The organism is Streptosporangium sp. H13245 (assembly GCF_055690525.1).
In genome coordinates this window covers 746,690-760,690 of the sequence record NZ_JBSZKT010000001.1, presented here as the reverse complement: position 1 = coordinate 760,690, position 14,001 = coordinate 746,690, and the positions used below count along the sequence as shown (strand labels likewise).

The 14,001-nt window shown below is 68.8% G+C and carries 14 protein-coding genes; 3 read left to right on the top strand and 11 right to left on the bottom strand.

What is annotated here, in order from left to right; genetic code table 11:
• The first annotated feature begins 12 nt into the window (after positions 1 to 12).
• On the top strand, positions 13 to 1,566 hold the full coding sequence (locus ACW9TB_RS03570; protein ID WP_472746441.1) for an APC family permease: 1,554 nt from the start codon (positions 13 to 15) through the stop codon (positions 1,564 to 1,566).
• A 6-nt stretch (positions 1,567 to 1,572) separates the two neighbouring features.
• Here ACW9TB_RS03570 and ACW9TB_RS03565 read toward each other — a convergent pair whose 3' ends face one another.
• The 7 genes from ACW9TB_RS03565 to rpsF all read right to left on the bottom strand — a co-directional run bounded on the left by ACW9TB_RS03565 (position 1,573) and on the right by rpsF (position 6,204).
• The gene (locus tag ACW9TB_RS03565) at positions 1,573 to 2,316 is read right to left on the bottom strand and encodes an amino acid ABC transporter ATP-binding protein (RefSeq protein ID WP_472746440.1); all 744 of its coding nucleotides are present in this window, start codon (positions 2,314 to 2,316) and stop codon (positions 1,573 to 1,575) included.
• A gap of 73 nt (positions 2,317 to 2,389) precedes the next feature.
• Positions 2,390 to 3,256 (bottom strand): amino acid ABC transporter permease, encoded by an 867-nt coding sequence (locus ACW9TB_RS03560; protein ID WP_472746439.1) that lies wholly within the window; start codon positions 3,254 to 3,256, stop codon positions 2,390 to 2,392.
• Positions 3,257 to 3,338: 82 nt separating this feature from the next.
• Entirely contained in the window at positions 3,339 to 4,229 is an 891-nt protein-coding gene (locus ACW9TB_RS03555; protein WP_472746438.1) for an ABC transporter substrate-binding protein, read from the bottom strand.
• Positions 4,230 to 4,470: 241 nt separating this feature from the next.
• Positions 4,471 to 4,917, bottom strand: coding sequence for a 50S ribosomal protein L9 (gene rplI, locus ACW9TB_RS03550; protein ID WP_389908772.1), 447 nt, complete (start codon positions 4,915 to 4,917; stop codon positions 4,471 to 4,473).
• 14 nt (positions 4,918 to 4,931) lie between these two features.
• The gene (gene rpsR / locus ACW9TB_RS03545) at positions 4,932 to 5,168 is read right to left on the bottom strand and encodes a 30S ribosomal protein S18 (RefSeq protein ID WP_012895699.1); all 237 of its coding nucleotides are present in this window, start codon (positions 5,166 to 5,168) and stop codon (positions 4,932 to 4,934) included.
• Between the two features lie 101 nt (positions 5,169 to 5,269).
• On the bottom strand, positions 5,270 to 5,836 hold the full coding sequence (locus ACW9TB_RS03540) for a single-stranded DNA-binding protein (RefSeq protein ID WP_362838005.1): 567 nt from the start codon (positions 5,834 to 5,836) through the stop codon (positions 5,270 to 5,272).
• Between the two features lie 77 nt (positions 5,837 to 5,913).
• On the bottom strand, positions 5,914 to 6,204 hold the full coding sequence (gene rpsF, locus ACW9TB_RS03535) for a 30S ribosomal protein S6 (protein WP_030919721.1): 291 nt from the start codon (positions 6,202 to 6,204) through the stop codon (positions 5,914 to 5,916).
• Positions 6,205 to 6,469: 265 nt separating this feature from the next.
• Between rpsF and ACW9TB_RS03530 the strand changes: the two genes are divergently transcribed.
• Positions 6,470 to 6,772: a hypothetical protein gene (locus tag ACW9TB_RS03530; RefSeq protein WP_472746437.1), complete on the top strand. Its 303-nt coding sequence runs from the start codon at positions 6,470 to 6,472 to the stop codon at positions 6,770 to 6,772.
• 94 nt (positions 6,773 to 6,866) lie between these two features.
• Here the strand turns inward: ACW9TB_RS03530 and ACW9TB_RS03525 are convergent, their stop codons facing one another.
• A complete protein-coding gene (locus tag ACW9TB_RS03525; protein ID WP_329088054.1) occupies positions 6,867 to 7,052 on the bottom strand; it encodes a hypothetical protein in 186 nt (61 codons plus the stop codon).
• A gap of 98 nt (positions 7,053 to 7,150) precedes the next feature.
• Between ACW9TB_RS03525 and ACW9TB_RS03520 the strand changes: the two genes are divergently transcribed.
• A complete protein-coding gene (locus ACW9TB_RS03520; RefSeq protein ID WP_472746436.1) occupies positions 7,151 to 7,909 on the top strand; it encodes a deoxyribonuclease IV in 759 nt (252 codons plus the stop codon).
• Positions 7,910 to 8,072: 163 nt separating this feature from the next.
• Here ACW9TB_RS03520 and ACW9TB_RS03515 read toward each other — a convergent pair whose 3' ends face one another.
• The 3 genes from ACW9TB_RS03515 to ACW9TB_RS03505 form a co-directional block, all read right to left on the bottom strand.
• A complete protein-coding gene (locus ACW9TB_RS03515) occupies positions 8,073 to 9,209 on the bottom strand; it encodes a hypothetical protein (protein WP_472746435.1) in 1,137 nt (378 codons plus the stop codon).
• A gap of 200 nt (positions 9,210 to 9,409) precedes the next feature.
• Entirely contained in the window at positions 9,410 to 10,717 is a 1,308-nt protein-coding gene (locus ACW9TB_RS03510) for a glycosyltransferase family 87 protein (protein WP_472746434.1), read from the bottom strand.
• On the bottom strand, positions 10,717 to 13,440 hold the full coding sequence (locus ACW9TB_RS03505; protein WP_472746433.1) for a transglycosylase domain-containing protein: 2,724 nt from the start codon (positions 13,438 to 13,440) through the stop codon (positions 10,717 to 10,719). Before ACW9TB_RS03505 ends, ACW9TB_RS03510 begins: the two co-directional genes overlap by 1 nt.
• Between the last annotated feature and the right edge of the window lie 561 nt (positions 13,441 to 14,001).

Below are 14,001 nucleotides of genomic sequence, written 5' to 3'. Positions count from 1 at the left end.
ATCGTTCGCCGCATGCCGCCGAGCCATGCCACCGAACGGTGGACCGGTGCGCGCCACGGCCTTCCCACGGCCTACCGAGGGGCGGACCTGATCGTCCTCGGCGTCGGCGTCATGATCGGCGCGGGCATCTTCAGCCTCGCCGGACGCCAGGCGGCGAGCATGGCCGGACCGGGCGTGATCCTCTCCTTCATGATCGCGGGAATCACCAGCCTGCTCGTGGCCTTCTGCATCGCGGAGCTGTCCTCCGCCATGCCGAGCTCGGGAAGCGCCTACACCTTCGCCTACGTCATCTTCGGCGAGCTCTGGGCCTGGATCGTGGGCTGGGCGCTGATCCTGGAACTCCTCCTGGCCGCGGCGGTGGTGGCCCGCGCCTGGTCGCACTACGCCGCCCAGATGCTCACCGACCTCGGCGTGAACCTTCCCCGGCCGGTCGCGGGCATGATCGGCCAGAGCACCGGCTTCGACCTGTTCACGTTGTTCATCCTGGCGATCCTCACGGCCGTGGTGGCCCTGGGCGCCCGCGTCGGGCTGCGCACCCTGTGGATCATCGTGGTCGCCAAGCTGCTCGCCATCGGCGCGGTCATCGTGGTCGGCGCCATCCACTTCGACCGGCGCAACCTCGCGGCCATCCCGGTGCCCGCGGCGCCCGCCGGGCAGGCCGAGGACACCCTGCACTCCCCGTTGCTCGGCATCCTCTTCGGCCAGACGGGCGCGTTCGGCTGGTTCGGCATCTTCGCCGCCTCGGCGGCCATCACCTTCGCGTACATCGGCTTCGACGTCGTGGCCACCGCCGCGGAGGAGGCGGAGGACGCGCCGAGGTCGATCCCGAAGGGCATCATCCGCGGGCTGATGCTCACCACGGTCATCTACATCGCGGTCGCGGTGGTCATGGTCGGGATGACCCCGTACGACAAGATGGACGCGAGCGCGCCGCTCGCCAGTGCCTTCCGCGACGCGGGCGAGGGCTTCATGGTGCACGTCATCAACATCGGGGCGGTGCTCGGCCTCACCACCGTCGTGCTGGTGCTGCTCGTCGGCCTGACGCGCGTACTGTTCTCCATGGCGCGCGACGGGCTGATCCCGCGCTCGCTCGCCAAGGTCAACCGCGGCTACCACAGTCCGACGAGGGTCACGCTGCTCATCGGCTTCCTCGCGATCCTGCTGGCCGAGTTCGTGGACGTGCTGACGCTCGAACCGCTGGTCGTGATCGGTGCCCTGTTCGTGTTCATCGTCGTGGGCGGCGGGGTGGTCAGGATGCGGCAGACGATGCCGGACCTGCCGCGAGGTTTCCGCACCCCGTTCTCTCCCGGCGTGCCGATCGCCTCGATCCTCGCCTGCCTGTGGCTCATGGTGAACCTCCAGCTCATCACCTGGCTGTACTTCATCATCTGGATGGCCTTCGGCGTGCTGGTCTACCTGATGTACGGGAGGCGCAACAGCGTGCTCGCCACGATGGCGCGGCCCCGCCCCGAGGCGCCCGCCGCTCCCGCCCCGGGACCGTACTACGGCGCCCCGCCCGGCGGCCCCGGCCCCGCCGCCGGGCCCCGTGGCAGGCACCGCCGCTGAGGCCGGTCAGAGGCGCCGGGCGTCGATCACGCTCTGTACGAACTCCCTGGTGCGGGGCTCGCGGGGATCGGTGAAGATCTGCTCGGGGGTGCCGCGCTCCAGGAGCACGCCGCCGTCGAGGAAGCAGACGGTGTCGGCGATCTCGCGGCAGAAGCCCATCTCGTGGGTGGTCAGGATCATGGTCATGCCCCCCTCCTTGAGCTCCCGGATGATCCCGAGCACCTCCTTGACCAGCGCCGGGTCCAGGGCGGAGGTGACCTCGTCCAGCAGCATCAGGCGGGGCTGCGTGGCCAGGGCCCTGATGATGGCGGCACGCTGCTGCTGGCCGCCGGAGAGCTGGTCGGGGTAGGCGTCCGCCTTGTCCGCCAGGCCGAACCTGGCCAGCAGGTCGCGGGCCTGCGCCTCAGCCTGTCTCCCGCCCACCTTGTGCACCTTGCGCGGGGCGAGCGTGATGTTGTCCAGCACGCTCATGTGCGGGAACAGGTTGAACGCCTGGAACACGATGCCCATGCGCTTGCGCACGTCGTCGGGATCGGCCCCGGCGTCGGTGATCTCCTCGCCGTCCAGGGTGATCGTGCCGTCGTCGGCGGTCTCCAGCAGGTTGACGCAGCGCAGCAGGGTGGACTTGCCGGAGCCTGAGGCGCCGATCAGGCAGACCACCTCGTGCGGCTCGACCTCCAGGTCGATCCCGCGCAACACGCTGTGGCCGCGATAGTTCTTCCACAGGCCCTCGATGGCCAGCAGGCTCATGCCCTCTCCTCCCGTACCGCCGCCGTCCCACCGGGCGGCACGACACCGCCGCCGTACGCCGGGCTCCGCCCGCTCACTGGCCCCGCCGCCTCTGCGAACGGGCCGCCAGGTAGTCGGTGAAGCGGGCCATCGGGATGGTGAGCAGGATGAACAGCAGCGCCGCCGCCAGGTAGGGGGTGTAGTTGAAAGTGCTCGCGACGTGGATCTGCGCCTGCCTCAGCGCCTCCAGGGGGCCGATCGTGGCGACGAGCGCGGTGTCCTTCTGCAGCGAGACGAAGTCGTTGAGCAGCGGCGGCACCACCCTGCGCACGGCCTGCGGCACCACCACGTAGCGCATCGTCTGGCCGTGGCTCAGCCCGAGGGACCGGGCGGCGGCCCGCTGGCTGGGGTGCACCGACTCGATGCCCGCCCGGAAGACCTCCGCCACGTACGCGCCGTACGAGAGGGTGAGCGCGATGATGCCCAGCGTCGCGAGGTCCGTCGGCGTCCCCTGCAGGCCGAGCGCGGGCAGGCCGAAGCCGACGAGATAGATGACGAGGATCGTGGGCACGCCGCGGAAGACGTCGGTGTAGATCACCGCCAGGGCGCGCAGCGGAAAGAACACCGGCGCCGTGAGGTTGCGGGCCAGCGCGACGAGCAGTCCCACGACGAGGATCAGCGGCTCGGCGATCAGGAAGATCTTGATGTTGAGCAGGAACCCGCTCAGCACGTCCGGCAGCGCCCCGGTGAACTGGTCGAGGTCGAAGAACGTCTCCCGCACCCTGGGCCAGCCGGGAGAGGCCGTGAAGAGCCAGAGCAGCAGGACGATCACGAGGATCGTCGAGACCGTCGCGACGGAGCCCGAACGGATCGACGACCTCCTGCGGAGCCGCTCCCGCTCCAGCTGCCGCTCGCTCTTCGCCCAGCCGGTGGGGACCTGCAAACGCTCGTCGTTCCTCATCGAGCGCCGCCGTGGCACGGACCGTACGCGGGCGGGACCCCGGCTCCGGGTGTGAACGACGTCGGAGGGGCGTACTCCAGGGTCACTTCAGCTCCGGCGCGCCCGCGGCGGAGCCGAGCCACTCGGTCTCGATCTTCGCCAGCTCACCGGAGGCGGTCAGCTTGTCGATGGCCTCGTTGACGCAGCCCACCAGCGGGCTGCCCTTCTCGAAGACCGCGCCGAAGACCTCGGGCTCCCCGGAGGCCGTGCCGAACTGACCGACGATCTTGGAGTTCTCGACCTGCGCGGCGGTCACGTAGAAGGCGGTGGGCAGGTCCACCACCACGGCGTCGACCTGCTTGTTCTTCAGCGCGTTGACGGCGTCGATCTGCTCGTTGTAGACGTTGAGCTCGGACGAGGGCTGGATGACGTCCTTGACCGCCTGCAGCGAGGTGGTGCCGACCTGCACACCGATCTTGGCGTCCTTCAGGCTCGCCAGGTCCGTGGCGGAGGCGACCTTGGAGCCGTCCAGCGCGACCACGGCCTGCTTGACCGTGTAGTAGCCCTTGCTGAAGTCGACGACCTTGGCCCGGTCGGGGGTGACCGAGACCTGGTTGACGTCGAAGTCGAACTGCTTGGCACCCGGCGCGAACGCGGAGTCGAACTTCACCGTCGCCCAGGTGACGTCACCCTGGGCGAAGCCCAGCTGCTTCGCGACGGCGTAGGCGACCGCGCTCTCGAAGCCCTTGCCGTTGGCCGGGTCGTCGTCGCTGAACCACGGGTCGTAGGCGGGCTTGTCGGTGCCGATGGTCAGCTTGCCGGGGGTCTTCAGCGCGAGGCTTTCCTTGGCGCAGGCGCTGGGGGCCGTGGAGGCGCCGCCGGAGGCGCTCGATGACGCGGGGCTCGCCTGGGTCGTCGTTTCCGAGGCCGGCGCACAGGCCACCGCGGTCGCCGCGAGGGCACCGAGCGCGAACAGCGTCGAGGGACGAACCATGACAAAACCTCCAGGGCGAAGCAACGATTCCCGAATTGTATGTACTCGCAGTGACCTGGGGTAACGGGGTATCAAAATGTGAACTTTTCCCGGCGGGAAAGGGGCTTTCCCCGGCCTCCACGACCCGCCACGGGACCTTGGCCGCGAGAACCTTTCCGGGCCACCGGACCGGCCCCTCGGGGCGGGGAAAGGACAAGGCCCCTCCCCGCGAACGGGAAGGGGCCTTGTCTCACGGGGCCTGTCAGGCCGCGACGACCTCGACATCGAGGGACGCGGAGACCTCCGGGTGCAGCTTGACGCTGACCCGGTGGGAGCCGAGGCTCTTGATCGCGGAGGCGATCTCGATGCGACGGCGGTCGAGCAGGGGGCCACCGGCGGCCTTGACGGCGTCGGCGACGTCACCCGTGGTGATGGAGCCGAAGAGGCGGCCGGACTCGCCGGCCTTCGTCTTCAGGACCACCTTCAGGGCCTGCAGCTGACCGGCGACCTCCTTGGCGGTGCCAAGGTCGCGAATCTCGCGAGCGTCGCGGGCCTTCTTGATCGAGGAGATCTGCTTCTCGCCGCCGCGCGTCCACAGGATCGCGAAACCACGGGGAAGCAGGTAGTTGCGGCCGTAGCCGCTCTTGACCTCGACGATGTCGCCGGGGGCGCCGAGGCCGGTGACCTCACTGGTGAGAATGAGCTTCATCTGTCCGGACCTCCTTAGCGCGCGGTGCTCATGTACGGCAGGAGCGCCATCTCACGAGCGTTCTTGATAGCGGTCGCCACGTCACGCTGGTGCTGGGTGCAGTTGCCCGTCACCCGGCGAGCACGGATCTTGCCGCGGTCGGAGATGAACTTCCGAAGCAGCGCCGTGTCCTTGTAGTCGACGTAGGAGATCTTGTCGTGGCAGAATAGGCAAACCTTCTTCTTAGGCTTGCGCAGTGCCGGCTTGGCCATCGTGGTGCTCCTTTCAGAGCCCCGCCGTCAGGCGGGAATGGTCGCTGCGGATATGGACTGGGAATACCGGACGCGGTCGCGTCCGTCCCGGAGGAGCGTCCCTAGAAAGGCGGTTCGTCGCTGAAGTCGCCGCCGCCGAAGCCGCCGCCACCCTGCTGCTGCTGACCGCCGCCGCCCCCGTAGTTGTTGCCGCCGCCGCCGGAGAAACCGCCACCTTGCGGTGCGGCCGGCGCCGCGGAGGCCCACGGGTCGTTGGCGGGGCCGCCGCCGAAGCCGCCACCACCGCCGCCACCGCCCTGACGGGCGGTCTTGTTGACCTTGGCGGTCGCGTTTCTCAGGGAGGGGCCGACCTCGTCGACCTCAACCTCGTAGACGGTGCGCTTCTCGCCTTCCTTGGTCTCGTAGGACCTCTGGCGGAGCCGCCCCTGAACGATGACCCGCATGCCGCGCTGGAGGCTCTCGGCGGCGTTCTCCGCCGCCTGCCGCCATACGTTGCAGGTCAGGAAGAGGCCTTCGCCGTCTTTCCACTCGTTGGTCGTCTTGTCGAGGAACCTCGGAGTGGACGCGATGCGAAACCGGGCCACCGCTTGCCCCGTGGGGGTGAAGCGCAGCTCCGGATCGTCGACGAGGTTGCCGACGATGGTGATCGTGGTGTCGCCTGCTGCCATGGCTAGCGCTGCCCTTCCTGCGGCCTTCGCTGGTTATCGGCTCAGAGTACGGCTGCCGTCCGACAAAATGCCGGAGATTAGTGCACGTCCGGGCGCAGGACCTTGGTGCGCAGGATTCCCTCGTTGAGGTTCATCTGCCGGTCGAGCTCCTTGACCGTGGCGGGCTCGGCGCTCAGGTCGATGACGGCGTAGATGCCCTCGGGCTTCTTCGCGATGTCGTAGGACAGCCTGCGGCGACCCCACACGTCGACCTTCTCCACGGTGCCGCCGTCGTTGCGGACGACCGTGAGGAACTGGTCGAGGGAAGGGGCGACCGTACGCTCATCGAGCGAGGGGTCAAGAATGACCATCACTTCGTAACGGCGCATGCTGACTTCCAACCTCCTCTGGACTCTTGCGGTCACGACACCGTGCCGTGACAGGAGGACGCTGACGTACTGCACCCCGGACTCCCATTTCGGCGCTCGGGGTGGAGGGTGGGCCATAACACACCCATTCGACGTAGCCGTGCCAGCCTACCAGCCCACCAAGGGTTGGGCCGTCACCTCGCCGGGCACGTGTCCCCACAGAAGTCCGCACGAAGGCACGCCCTCACGGGGAATTTCACGGGAAAGGGGGGTGAGGATGTCTCATGTGCCCGGACACCGCCAGAGCGGGCGTTTCCGGTTCAGGCTGAACAGCGACGGGCGGCGCCACCCCCTGGAGAACGTGCTGAGCGTCTGCACGATCCTCTGCGGGCTGGTTGCCTTCGTGGCAGGGTTCGTCCCCGCCGCGCACTCCGTCGCGTCGTTCCTGGGGGTGCTGGGGTTCTGCGGGGGCCTCTACTCCCAGTACGTCTCCGCGACGAGGCCGGAGCGCGCGCTGAACATCGTGGGCATCGTGGCCTCGTTCGTCGGTGTGGCCTTCGGCATCCGCCACGGGGGTTTCCTCCCGTAGGGTCCCGAACCTGGCGAAGGCCACACCGGCGAAGGCTCAAAGGCTCGAAGGCTCAGAAAGCCGGGCGGGCGAGGGTCCGTCGAACGAGGAACGGCTAACCGGCCAGGCGCAGGTCCACGCCCAGCAGGATGAGGAACCACAGGAAGACGGCGAGCAGGGCCTCGGCGATGTCCTTCAGGAGCGCGGGGGTGATGTAGTCGTACACCCAGGCGACGTAGATGCCGATCAGGATGTAGATGAGACCGATGAGACTGATCCCTCTGCGATAGCGAGCAGCCACTGGGAACTCCTTGGGGGTTTTGGCCCGTGGGGGCGGGCGGTGGGGCGCGACCTGCGACTGCCCATGCCCTCGGCGTTGAAACGGCTACTCTCGGATACATGCCGCTTATCGGAGCTCATGTCGACCAGGACGACCCGCTGGCACATGCCAGGGCACGTAACGCCGAGGTCGTGCAGTTCTTCCTCGGTGACCCGAAGGGGTGGAAGGCCCCGGTCATCGGCGAGAAGACCCGGGAGATCAAGGACTCGGGCGTGGAGGTCTACGTCCACGCCCCCTACGTGATCAACGTGGCGACCGCCAACAACCGGGTGCGCATCCCCAGCCGCAAGCTGCTGAGCGCGCACCTCGCCGCGGCGGCCGAGCTGGGCGCCCGGGGGCTGATCGTCCACGGCGGGCACGTCGGCACCGGAGACGACCCGCAGAAGGGCTTCGACAACTGGCGCAAGGTGTTCGAGCGCCTGGAGGAGCACGAGGTTCCCGTCCTCATCGAGAACACCGCGGGCGGCGACAACGCGATGGCGCGCAAGCTTGAGCGCGTCGCCCGGCTGTGGGACGCGCTCGACGGCTTCGACGTGGGCTTCTGCCTCGACACCTGCCACGCCCACGCGGGCGGCGAGGACCTGGCGGACGTGGTCGAGCGGGTCATGGCGATCACCGGCAGGATCGACCTGGTCCACTGCAACGACTCGCGCGACGCCTTCGACTCCGGCGCCGACCGGCACGCGAGCCTCGGCGCGGGCCAGATCGACCCCGAGCTGATCCTGGGCGTGTGCCGGAGCGCGAACGCGCCGATCGTGGTGGAGACCCCCTTCGACGGCCAGGCCGAGGACATCGCCTTCCTCAGGACGAAGCTCTGAAGGACGAGGCTCTGGGCCGGGCTTCCAGGGACAAAACTTCCAGGGGCGAAAGGGGCTACGAGCTGAGCCGCCCCCGCCGGTGGGCGAGAGTTGATCCACAGCCTGTGGATAACTTCATGGGATTACTTTTTCCCAAGAGTGGGTAAGGAGGCGTCCCCGCAGCTCAGCCCACCCAGGCGCCATCGGTGAAGATCAACGTGTTGAGCGCCATCAGCGGGCCCACCACCAGGGCGTAGACGATGATGATCCATCGTTGCCACGGCGCCGGTCCGCTGCTCACCCTGGCGAGCAGGACGAAGAGCGGCCACCACAGCAGCGCCGAGCGCGGGACCGACAGATAGTAGGCGGAGCACAACAGGGCGCCCACCTGGAGCCCCACATAGACGAACTCGCTCCACCTCCGCAGGTAGAGCAGGACCAGCACGAGCACCACCCCGACGATCGCCCCCGCGATCTCCAGCCGGAACGCCCAGGCGAACCGCCCCTCTCCCATGGCCGCGTTCCAGGTCGTGGTCAGCGACTCCCAGGGCCACACCATGTGACGCCCCCAGCCGGCCTCCTGCGCGGTCTTCCAGGCCAGCCAGTCACCCGTACGGGAGTACTGGTAGGCGGAGTAGAGCGCCAGCGGCACGAACGGGAGGAGCAGCCACCCCGCCCGCCGGACGGGCTGCCTGCGGGCGACGAACTCCACGATCAGCGCGACGGCCAGGAACAGGCCGGTGATGCGTACGCAGGAGGCGCCCGCCGCCAGGGCCGTGGCGAGCGGCCAGCGGCCCTGCCGCGCCGCGAGCCAGGCCGGGAGGGCGAACGCCAGGAAGAGCGCCTCGCTGTAGCCCGCGAACAGGAACACCGCCATCGGCCAGAGCAGCAGCGCCAGCACCGCGCGCCGGCCGGTCCCCTCAGGACCCTCGAACTCGGCCAGCCTGGCGAGCGCCACCATCGCGACGGCACCGGCCACCAGGGAGATCAGCAGCCCGGCGAGCGTCCAGTCGTCGATCACGAGATGCACCGCGCGGAGCATCAGCGGCATTCCGGGGAAGAAGGCGGGCAACCCCTTGTCGGGCTCGCTGCCCGGGGCTCCGCCGTAGCCGTGCTCGGCGATGGTGATGAGAAGGCCCGCGTCCCAGTTGCGCCAGCGCTCCAGGAACGGCTTCGGTACGGCGTCCCCCTCCATCAGCGCCTGGGCACCGACGACGACCAGGACGACGACTCCCAGCCGGGAGGCCAGCCAGAGCAGCAGCCCTTCCGTCGCGACGTCGCGCGGAGGGGTCTCTCGCGGAGGAGCGGGAGGAGTGATCACAAGGTCGGATTGTCCCGGATCACCGTGGCGGACCGCCAGACGTGGACGCTCGCCGAACAGACCCACCCTGCCTCCTGTCACGTTGACGGAGCACCGAACGCGGACGCTCGCCGGACGACCTGCCACCGTGGCGGACCACCGGACGCGCCGGACCCGCCGGACGTGGACGCTCGCCGTACGGCCCCATCCCCGCCCCCGCGCTAGGAGAGCGCGAGCCGGAAGCGGTCGGGGGCCTCGTCGAAGACGCCGCCCGCCTGGTCGTCGGTCCCGTCCTGGCGGATCACGTCCTTGTCGGGGACGAAGATGTCCCGTACGACGAACGCCATCATGATCAGGATGGTGATCACGCGGCCCCACACGGCGGTGAAGTAGGTGTCGCCCGCGATCCCCAGGGCCTCGTTGCCCGGCTGGATGCCGACGAGATAGAGCCAGATCGCGAAGAAGTACCAGCACTCGGCGAGCTGCCAGAGCGCGATCGGCTTCCAGCCCGGCCTGGCCAGCGCCGCGAAGGGGATCAACCAGAGCACGTACTGCGGCGACCACACCTTGTTGGTCAGCATGAACGCCGCCAGGGTGAGGAAGCACAGCTGCATCAGGCGTGGACGGGTCTTGGCCGTCAGGGTGATCACGGCGATCGCCAGGCAGAACCCGGCGAGCGAGACGACGCCCAGCTTGTCGAGGAGCTCGGAGTCACCCAGGATCGGCCACTGCTTCTGGTTGAAGAAGTACCAGATGGAGCCCCAGTCGGCCGGCCGCTCCTGGCTGAAGACGTAGAACCTCTTCCAGCCGTCGAAGGCGAAGTACATGATCGGCACGTTGACGACGAGCCAGGCGCCCGCGACGCCGCCGATCGTCTTGAGGAACGGCACCCACCTGCCGGTGCGCAGCGTCAGCAGGAACAGCGGGCCGAGGAACATCAGCGGGTAGAACTTGGTGGCGATCGCGAGGCCGAGCAGGATGCCCGCGAGCCACTGCTTCCGCTTCGACCAGGCCAGCAGCGCGCCCAGCGCGAGGGCGTTGGCCGCCAGGTCCCAGTTGATGTACGCGGTGAGGATCAGCGCGGGGGCGAGGGCGTACCAGAGCGCGTCCCAGCGCCTGGCGGGACCGGCCAGCGCGGCCATCAGCAGCACGCCGACGACCAGGCAGAACGCCATGAGGATGACGGTGAGGTCGTAGAACGCCGTCCCCTGGTCGCTCATGGGGGTGACGATCCGGCGGAAGAACTCCATGATCCCGCCGATGCCGACGGGGTACTCGACCGGATAGTCGAAATAGGGGATCTTGCCCTCGTTGAGCTTCTCGTTCCACCACAGGGGATAGATGTCGGTGTAACAGAAGTTCGTGAACTGCAGGGTCCCGTGGTTCCACGCCCCGCCGACGCGGCACGGCCACTTCCAGAACCAGGCCAGAACCGCCCCCAGCCCCGCGAACAGGGCCAGGGGCACGTACGGGATGGCCCGGGTGCCGAACTCGGGCAGCGAGCTCCGCGACGACAGGAGGTTCTTCATCAGGGACGTCGCCCGCTCGCCGAGGGCGTCGGCACGAGGGCCGCCGCCGGTGTGCCGGGGGCGCCGACCGAGGCCGGCGTGCCGCCCTGCCCGATCTCGCCGTTCGGCAGCTCGTCACTCGGGACGCCGCCGTCACCGCCGTCGGTGCCGACGTCGCACGAGCCGTCCCAGGGCAGGCACTCACGGCCCTCGGGCTGGTCTCCCCCGCCACCGTCGGGGTTGTCGTTCGGCCAGCCGCCGTCGTCGCCGTTCTCGTCGGGGAAGGGGTTGGTCTCCTCCATCGTCGGCGTCGGGGAGGGCGTCGGCGTGGGGGTGGCCAGGTTGCTCTGCGTCCCGGTGTTGGCCCTCGGCGGGAACTGCAGGACCTCGTCCTTGGCGGTCACGGCCTGCATGTAGTCGTGCCAGATCTGGGTCGGGGTGCCGCCACCGCCGATGAAGGAGGGCATGGGCTCCTCCTTCCAAAGGATCTTGGAGTCGTCGAGCTTCCGGTTCGGCAGGCCGTACTTGTCGACCTTCAGCTTGCGCGTCCCGGCCTTGTTGTAGGGCACGTCCTTGGACATGCCGACCGCGGTGACGATCTGCGGGGTGAAGCCGACGAACCAGGCGTCCTTGTAGGCGTTGTTCGTGCCGGTCTTGCCGGCCACCGGCCGGGTGCCGATGTTCGCGGCGCCACCGGTGCCGCCCTTGACGACGGCCTGGAGCGCGACGGTCGTGTCGGCCGCCGACTCGGGGCTGATGACCTGCCTCTCGGCGGCCTGCTCCTTGAGCACGACGGTGCCGTCGACCTCGATCACCTTGACGACGGTGTGCCAGTCGACGTGCTTGCCCTCGTTGGCGAAGATGGAGTAACCGGCGGCCTGCTCGACCGCGGTCACCGAGGCCACGCCGATGGTGGTCAGGTAGTTCTGGTTCTCGACCGCCCAGTCGACCGCGTTCTTGTCCTTGTAGGCCGGGTTCAGCTTGGCCGTCTCGCCCACGCCCGCCTCCCTGGCGATCCTGGCCACCTCGTCGAGCGTGACGGCCTCGCCCATCTGTGCGAAGACGGTGTTGACCGAGCTGGCCATGGCCTTGATCATGTTGATCGGCCCGAACGCCGCGTTCCCCGAGTTGCTGATCGGGGTGGTATGCGGCATCTTGATCGTCCGCATGCCGTCGACGTAGCTGTCGAGCGACCTGCCGCTCTCCAGCCAGGCCGCGAGCACGTAGGGCTTGAACGCCGACGCCGCCTGCTTGGTGGTGTCGAACGCGCGGTTGTTGAAGTCCTTGACGAAGTCGTCGCCGCTGTAGAAGGCGAGCACCCGGCCGTTCTTCGGGTTCACCGAGGCCACCCTGGCGTGGATGGTCGGCTCCAGGCCGGCGGTCCGGGCCTTCACCGCGTCCCTGGCGGCCTTCATCATGTCCTTGTCGAACGTGGTGTAGACCTTGTAGCCCCCGGTCTCCAGGTCCTTGCGGCTGATGCCCCGTCCGTTGAGCTCCCGGAAGACGATGTTGAGCATGTAGCCCCTGAGCCCCTCGAAGGTCTCCGCGACCTTGACGTCGGCGAACTTCAGGTCGTCGAAGGAGCTGTTCGCGTACTTGCCGTACTCACCCGGGTTCATCTCCGCCATGTTCCTGAGAGCGGCCTGGAAGCGCTCCTTGGTCGCGGCGTAGTTCTTCTTCTCCTCTTGGGTGTCGAAGGTGGTCGGGTTCTGGATCCGGCCGGCCAGGTAGGCGCCCTCCGGCACGGTCAGCTGGCCGACGTTCTTGCCGAAGAACGCCTTCGCCGCGGCCTGGATGCCGTACGCGCCACGGCCGAAGTAGATGAGGTTGAAGTACTCCTCAAGGATCTGTTCCTTCTCCAGCGTCTTGCTGATCTTGACGGCGACGAAGATCTCCTTGATCTTGCGCTGGATCGAGACCTCCGCGCTGAGACCGTCGTAGTAGCCGCGCGCCATCTGCTGGGTGATGGTCGAGGCACCCTGGAGCTGGGCGCCGCTGACGGTGCTCCAGAGCGAGCGGGCCATGCCCGCGATGTCGATGCCGCTGTCGGTGCGGAAGGTCTGGTTCTCCAGGGCGATCGCCGCGTCCTGGACGTAGACGGGGATCTGCTTGAGCTTCACCGGGGTCCGCTTGGTGCCGTAGCGGGCCATCACGGTCTTGCCGTCGCCGTAGTAGATCACGCTGCCCCGGTCGTCCACGCTGGCCTGCGCGGTGGGGACCGGCGTGTTGGCGTAGGCGACCGCGATCATGCCGAAGACGCCCGCGCTGAGGACCACGAAGCTGGCCATCAGGATCTTCCAGTTGGGCAGGAAGCGCGTCCACCTCCTGGTCTGGGGCTCGTCGTCCTCGGGGCCATCGCCCCCGGGCCCTCCGGGCCCCTCCGGGCCTCCGGGTCCGCCCGCGGCGGGTCCGCCCGCACCGCGCCCGCGGCGCCTGCGCCCGCCCTCGGCCCGCGAACCGGCGGAACGCCCGCCCGCCTGGGCGGCGAGCATCGACTGGGTGTCCTCGAAGGCGGCCTCGGCGCGGCGGCCGGTCGGGTCGGTGTCGCGACGGCGCACCTCGCCACCCCACTGCTCGGGGGCGCGCGGGGGCACACCGCCGGGGGTGCCGGGGCCACCGGGAGCGCCGGGTCCGCGCGGGGGCACGCCGCCGGGGGTGCCCGCGTCGCGCCGGGGCGGCCCGCCGGGCTGCTGGGACGCGCCACCGGGGTAGGGCATCCCGCCGTGCTGAGGCTGGGGCATCATCGCGGTCCGGGGATCGGCTCCCGCCGCCTGCGATGGCCGGGCCTGCGGTGCCTGCCGAGGAGAATCCCAGCCTGCACTGGTTTGGGGGTTTTGTGAGGGGGGAACTGCACGGGGAGCGGCTCCTGGGCTTGAGCGACGGCGCCGCCCCTGGCGAGCCGACTCGTCGGCGCCCTCCTGGCGCCCGTCCGACTCCGGGTCATTGCTGTGGCTGTAACTCACGCGTCCTCGTTTGGTCATCGGGGTCTACGACGGCGTGCAGGCGGGCGAGACTACCTCCTGATCACCAGAGATCTCGCCGCCTTGGCTCACTGGTAGCCGGCCTATTCGGGTGGATCTCCATTCCCGGTGACGAACGAGATCGTCGAGTGGTCCCGGCAACAACCTTGGCAGACCTCTCCCAGGTTGACGCGGGATTCCGGGTATTGGAAAGCGGTCCACGCCGCGCGAGGACCGTGTCCCACGACCGCCTGCTGTGACCACATACGCGCCAGACTACGGCCTTTTTGTCGTTTGCTCCCAACCACTGGGGAAAGTCGCTGATTGCAGCCTTATGTTGGATGG

What these genes read in the sequence shown, in the direction of transcription:
- rplI (WP_389908772.1), bottom strand. Translation starts at nt 4,917, where the DNA reads ATGAAGCTCATTCTCACCAGTGAGGTCACCGGCCTCGGCGCCCCCGGC.
- rpsR (WP_012895699.1), bottom strand. Translation starts at nt 5,168, where the DNA reads ATGGCCAAGCCGGCACTGCGCAAGCCTAAGAAGAAGGTTTGCCTATTC.
- ACW9TB_RS03565 (WP_472746440.1), bottom strand. Translation starts at nt 2,316, where the DNA reads ATGAGCCTGCTGGCCATCGAGGGCCTGTGGAAGAACTATCGCGGCCAC.
- rpsF (WP_030919721.1), bottom strand. Translation starts at nt 6,204, where the DNA reads ATGCGCCGTTACGAAGTGATGGTCATTCTTGACCCCTCGCTCGATGAG.
- ACW9TB_RS03560 (WP_472746439.1), bottom strand. Translation starts at nt 3,256, where the DNA reads ATGAGGAACGACGAGCGTTTGCAGGTCCCCACCGGCTGGGCGAAGAGC.
- ACW9TB_RS03505 (WP_472746433.1), bottom strand. Translation starts at nt 13,440, where the DNA reads ATGATGCCCCAGCCTCAGCACGGCGGGATGCCCTACCCCGGTGGCGCG.
- ACW9TB_RS03510 (WP_472746434.1), bottom strand. Translation starts at nt 10,717, where the DNA reads ATGAAGAACCTCCTGTCGTCGCGGAGCTCGCTGCCCGAGTTCGGCACC.
- ACW9TB_RS03520 (WP_472746436.1), top strand. Translation starts at nt 7,151, where the DNA reads ATGCCGCTTATCGGAGCTCATGTCGACCAGGACGACCCGCTGGCACAT.
- ACW9TB_RS03555 (WP_472746438.1), bottom strand. Translation starts at nt 4,229, where the DNA reads ATGGTTCGTCCCTCGACGCTGTTCGCGCTCGGTGCCCTCGCGGCGACC.
- ACW9TB_RS03540 (WP_362838005.1), bottom strand. Translation starts at nt 5,836, where the DNA reads ATGGCAGCAGGCGACACCACGATCACCATCGTCGGCAACCTCGTCGAC.
- ACW9TB_RS03570 (WP_472746441.1), top strand. Translation starts at nt 13, where the DNA reads ATGCCGCCGAGCCATGCCACCGAACGGTGGACCGGTGCGCGCCACGGC.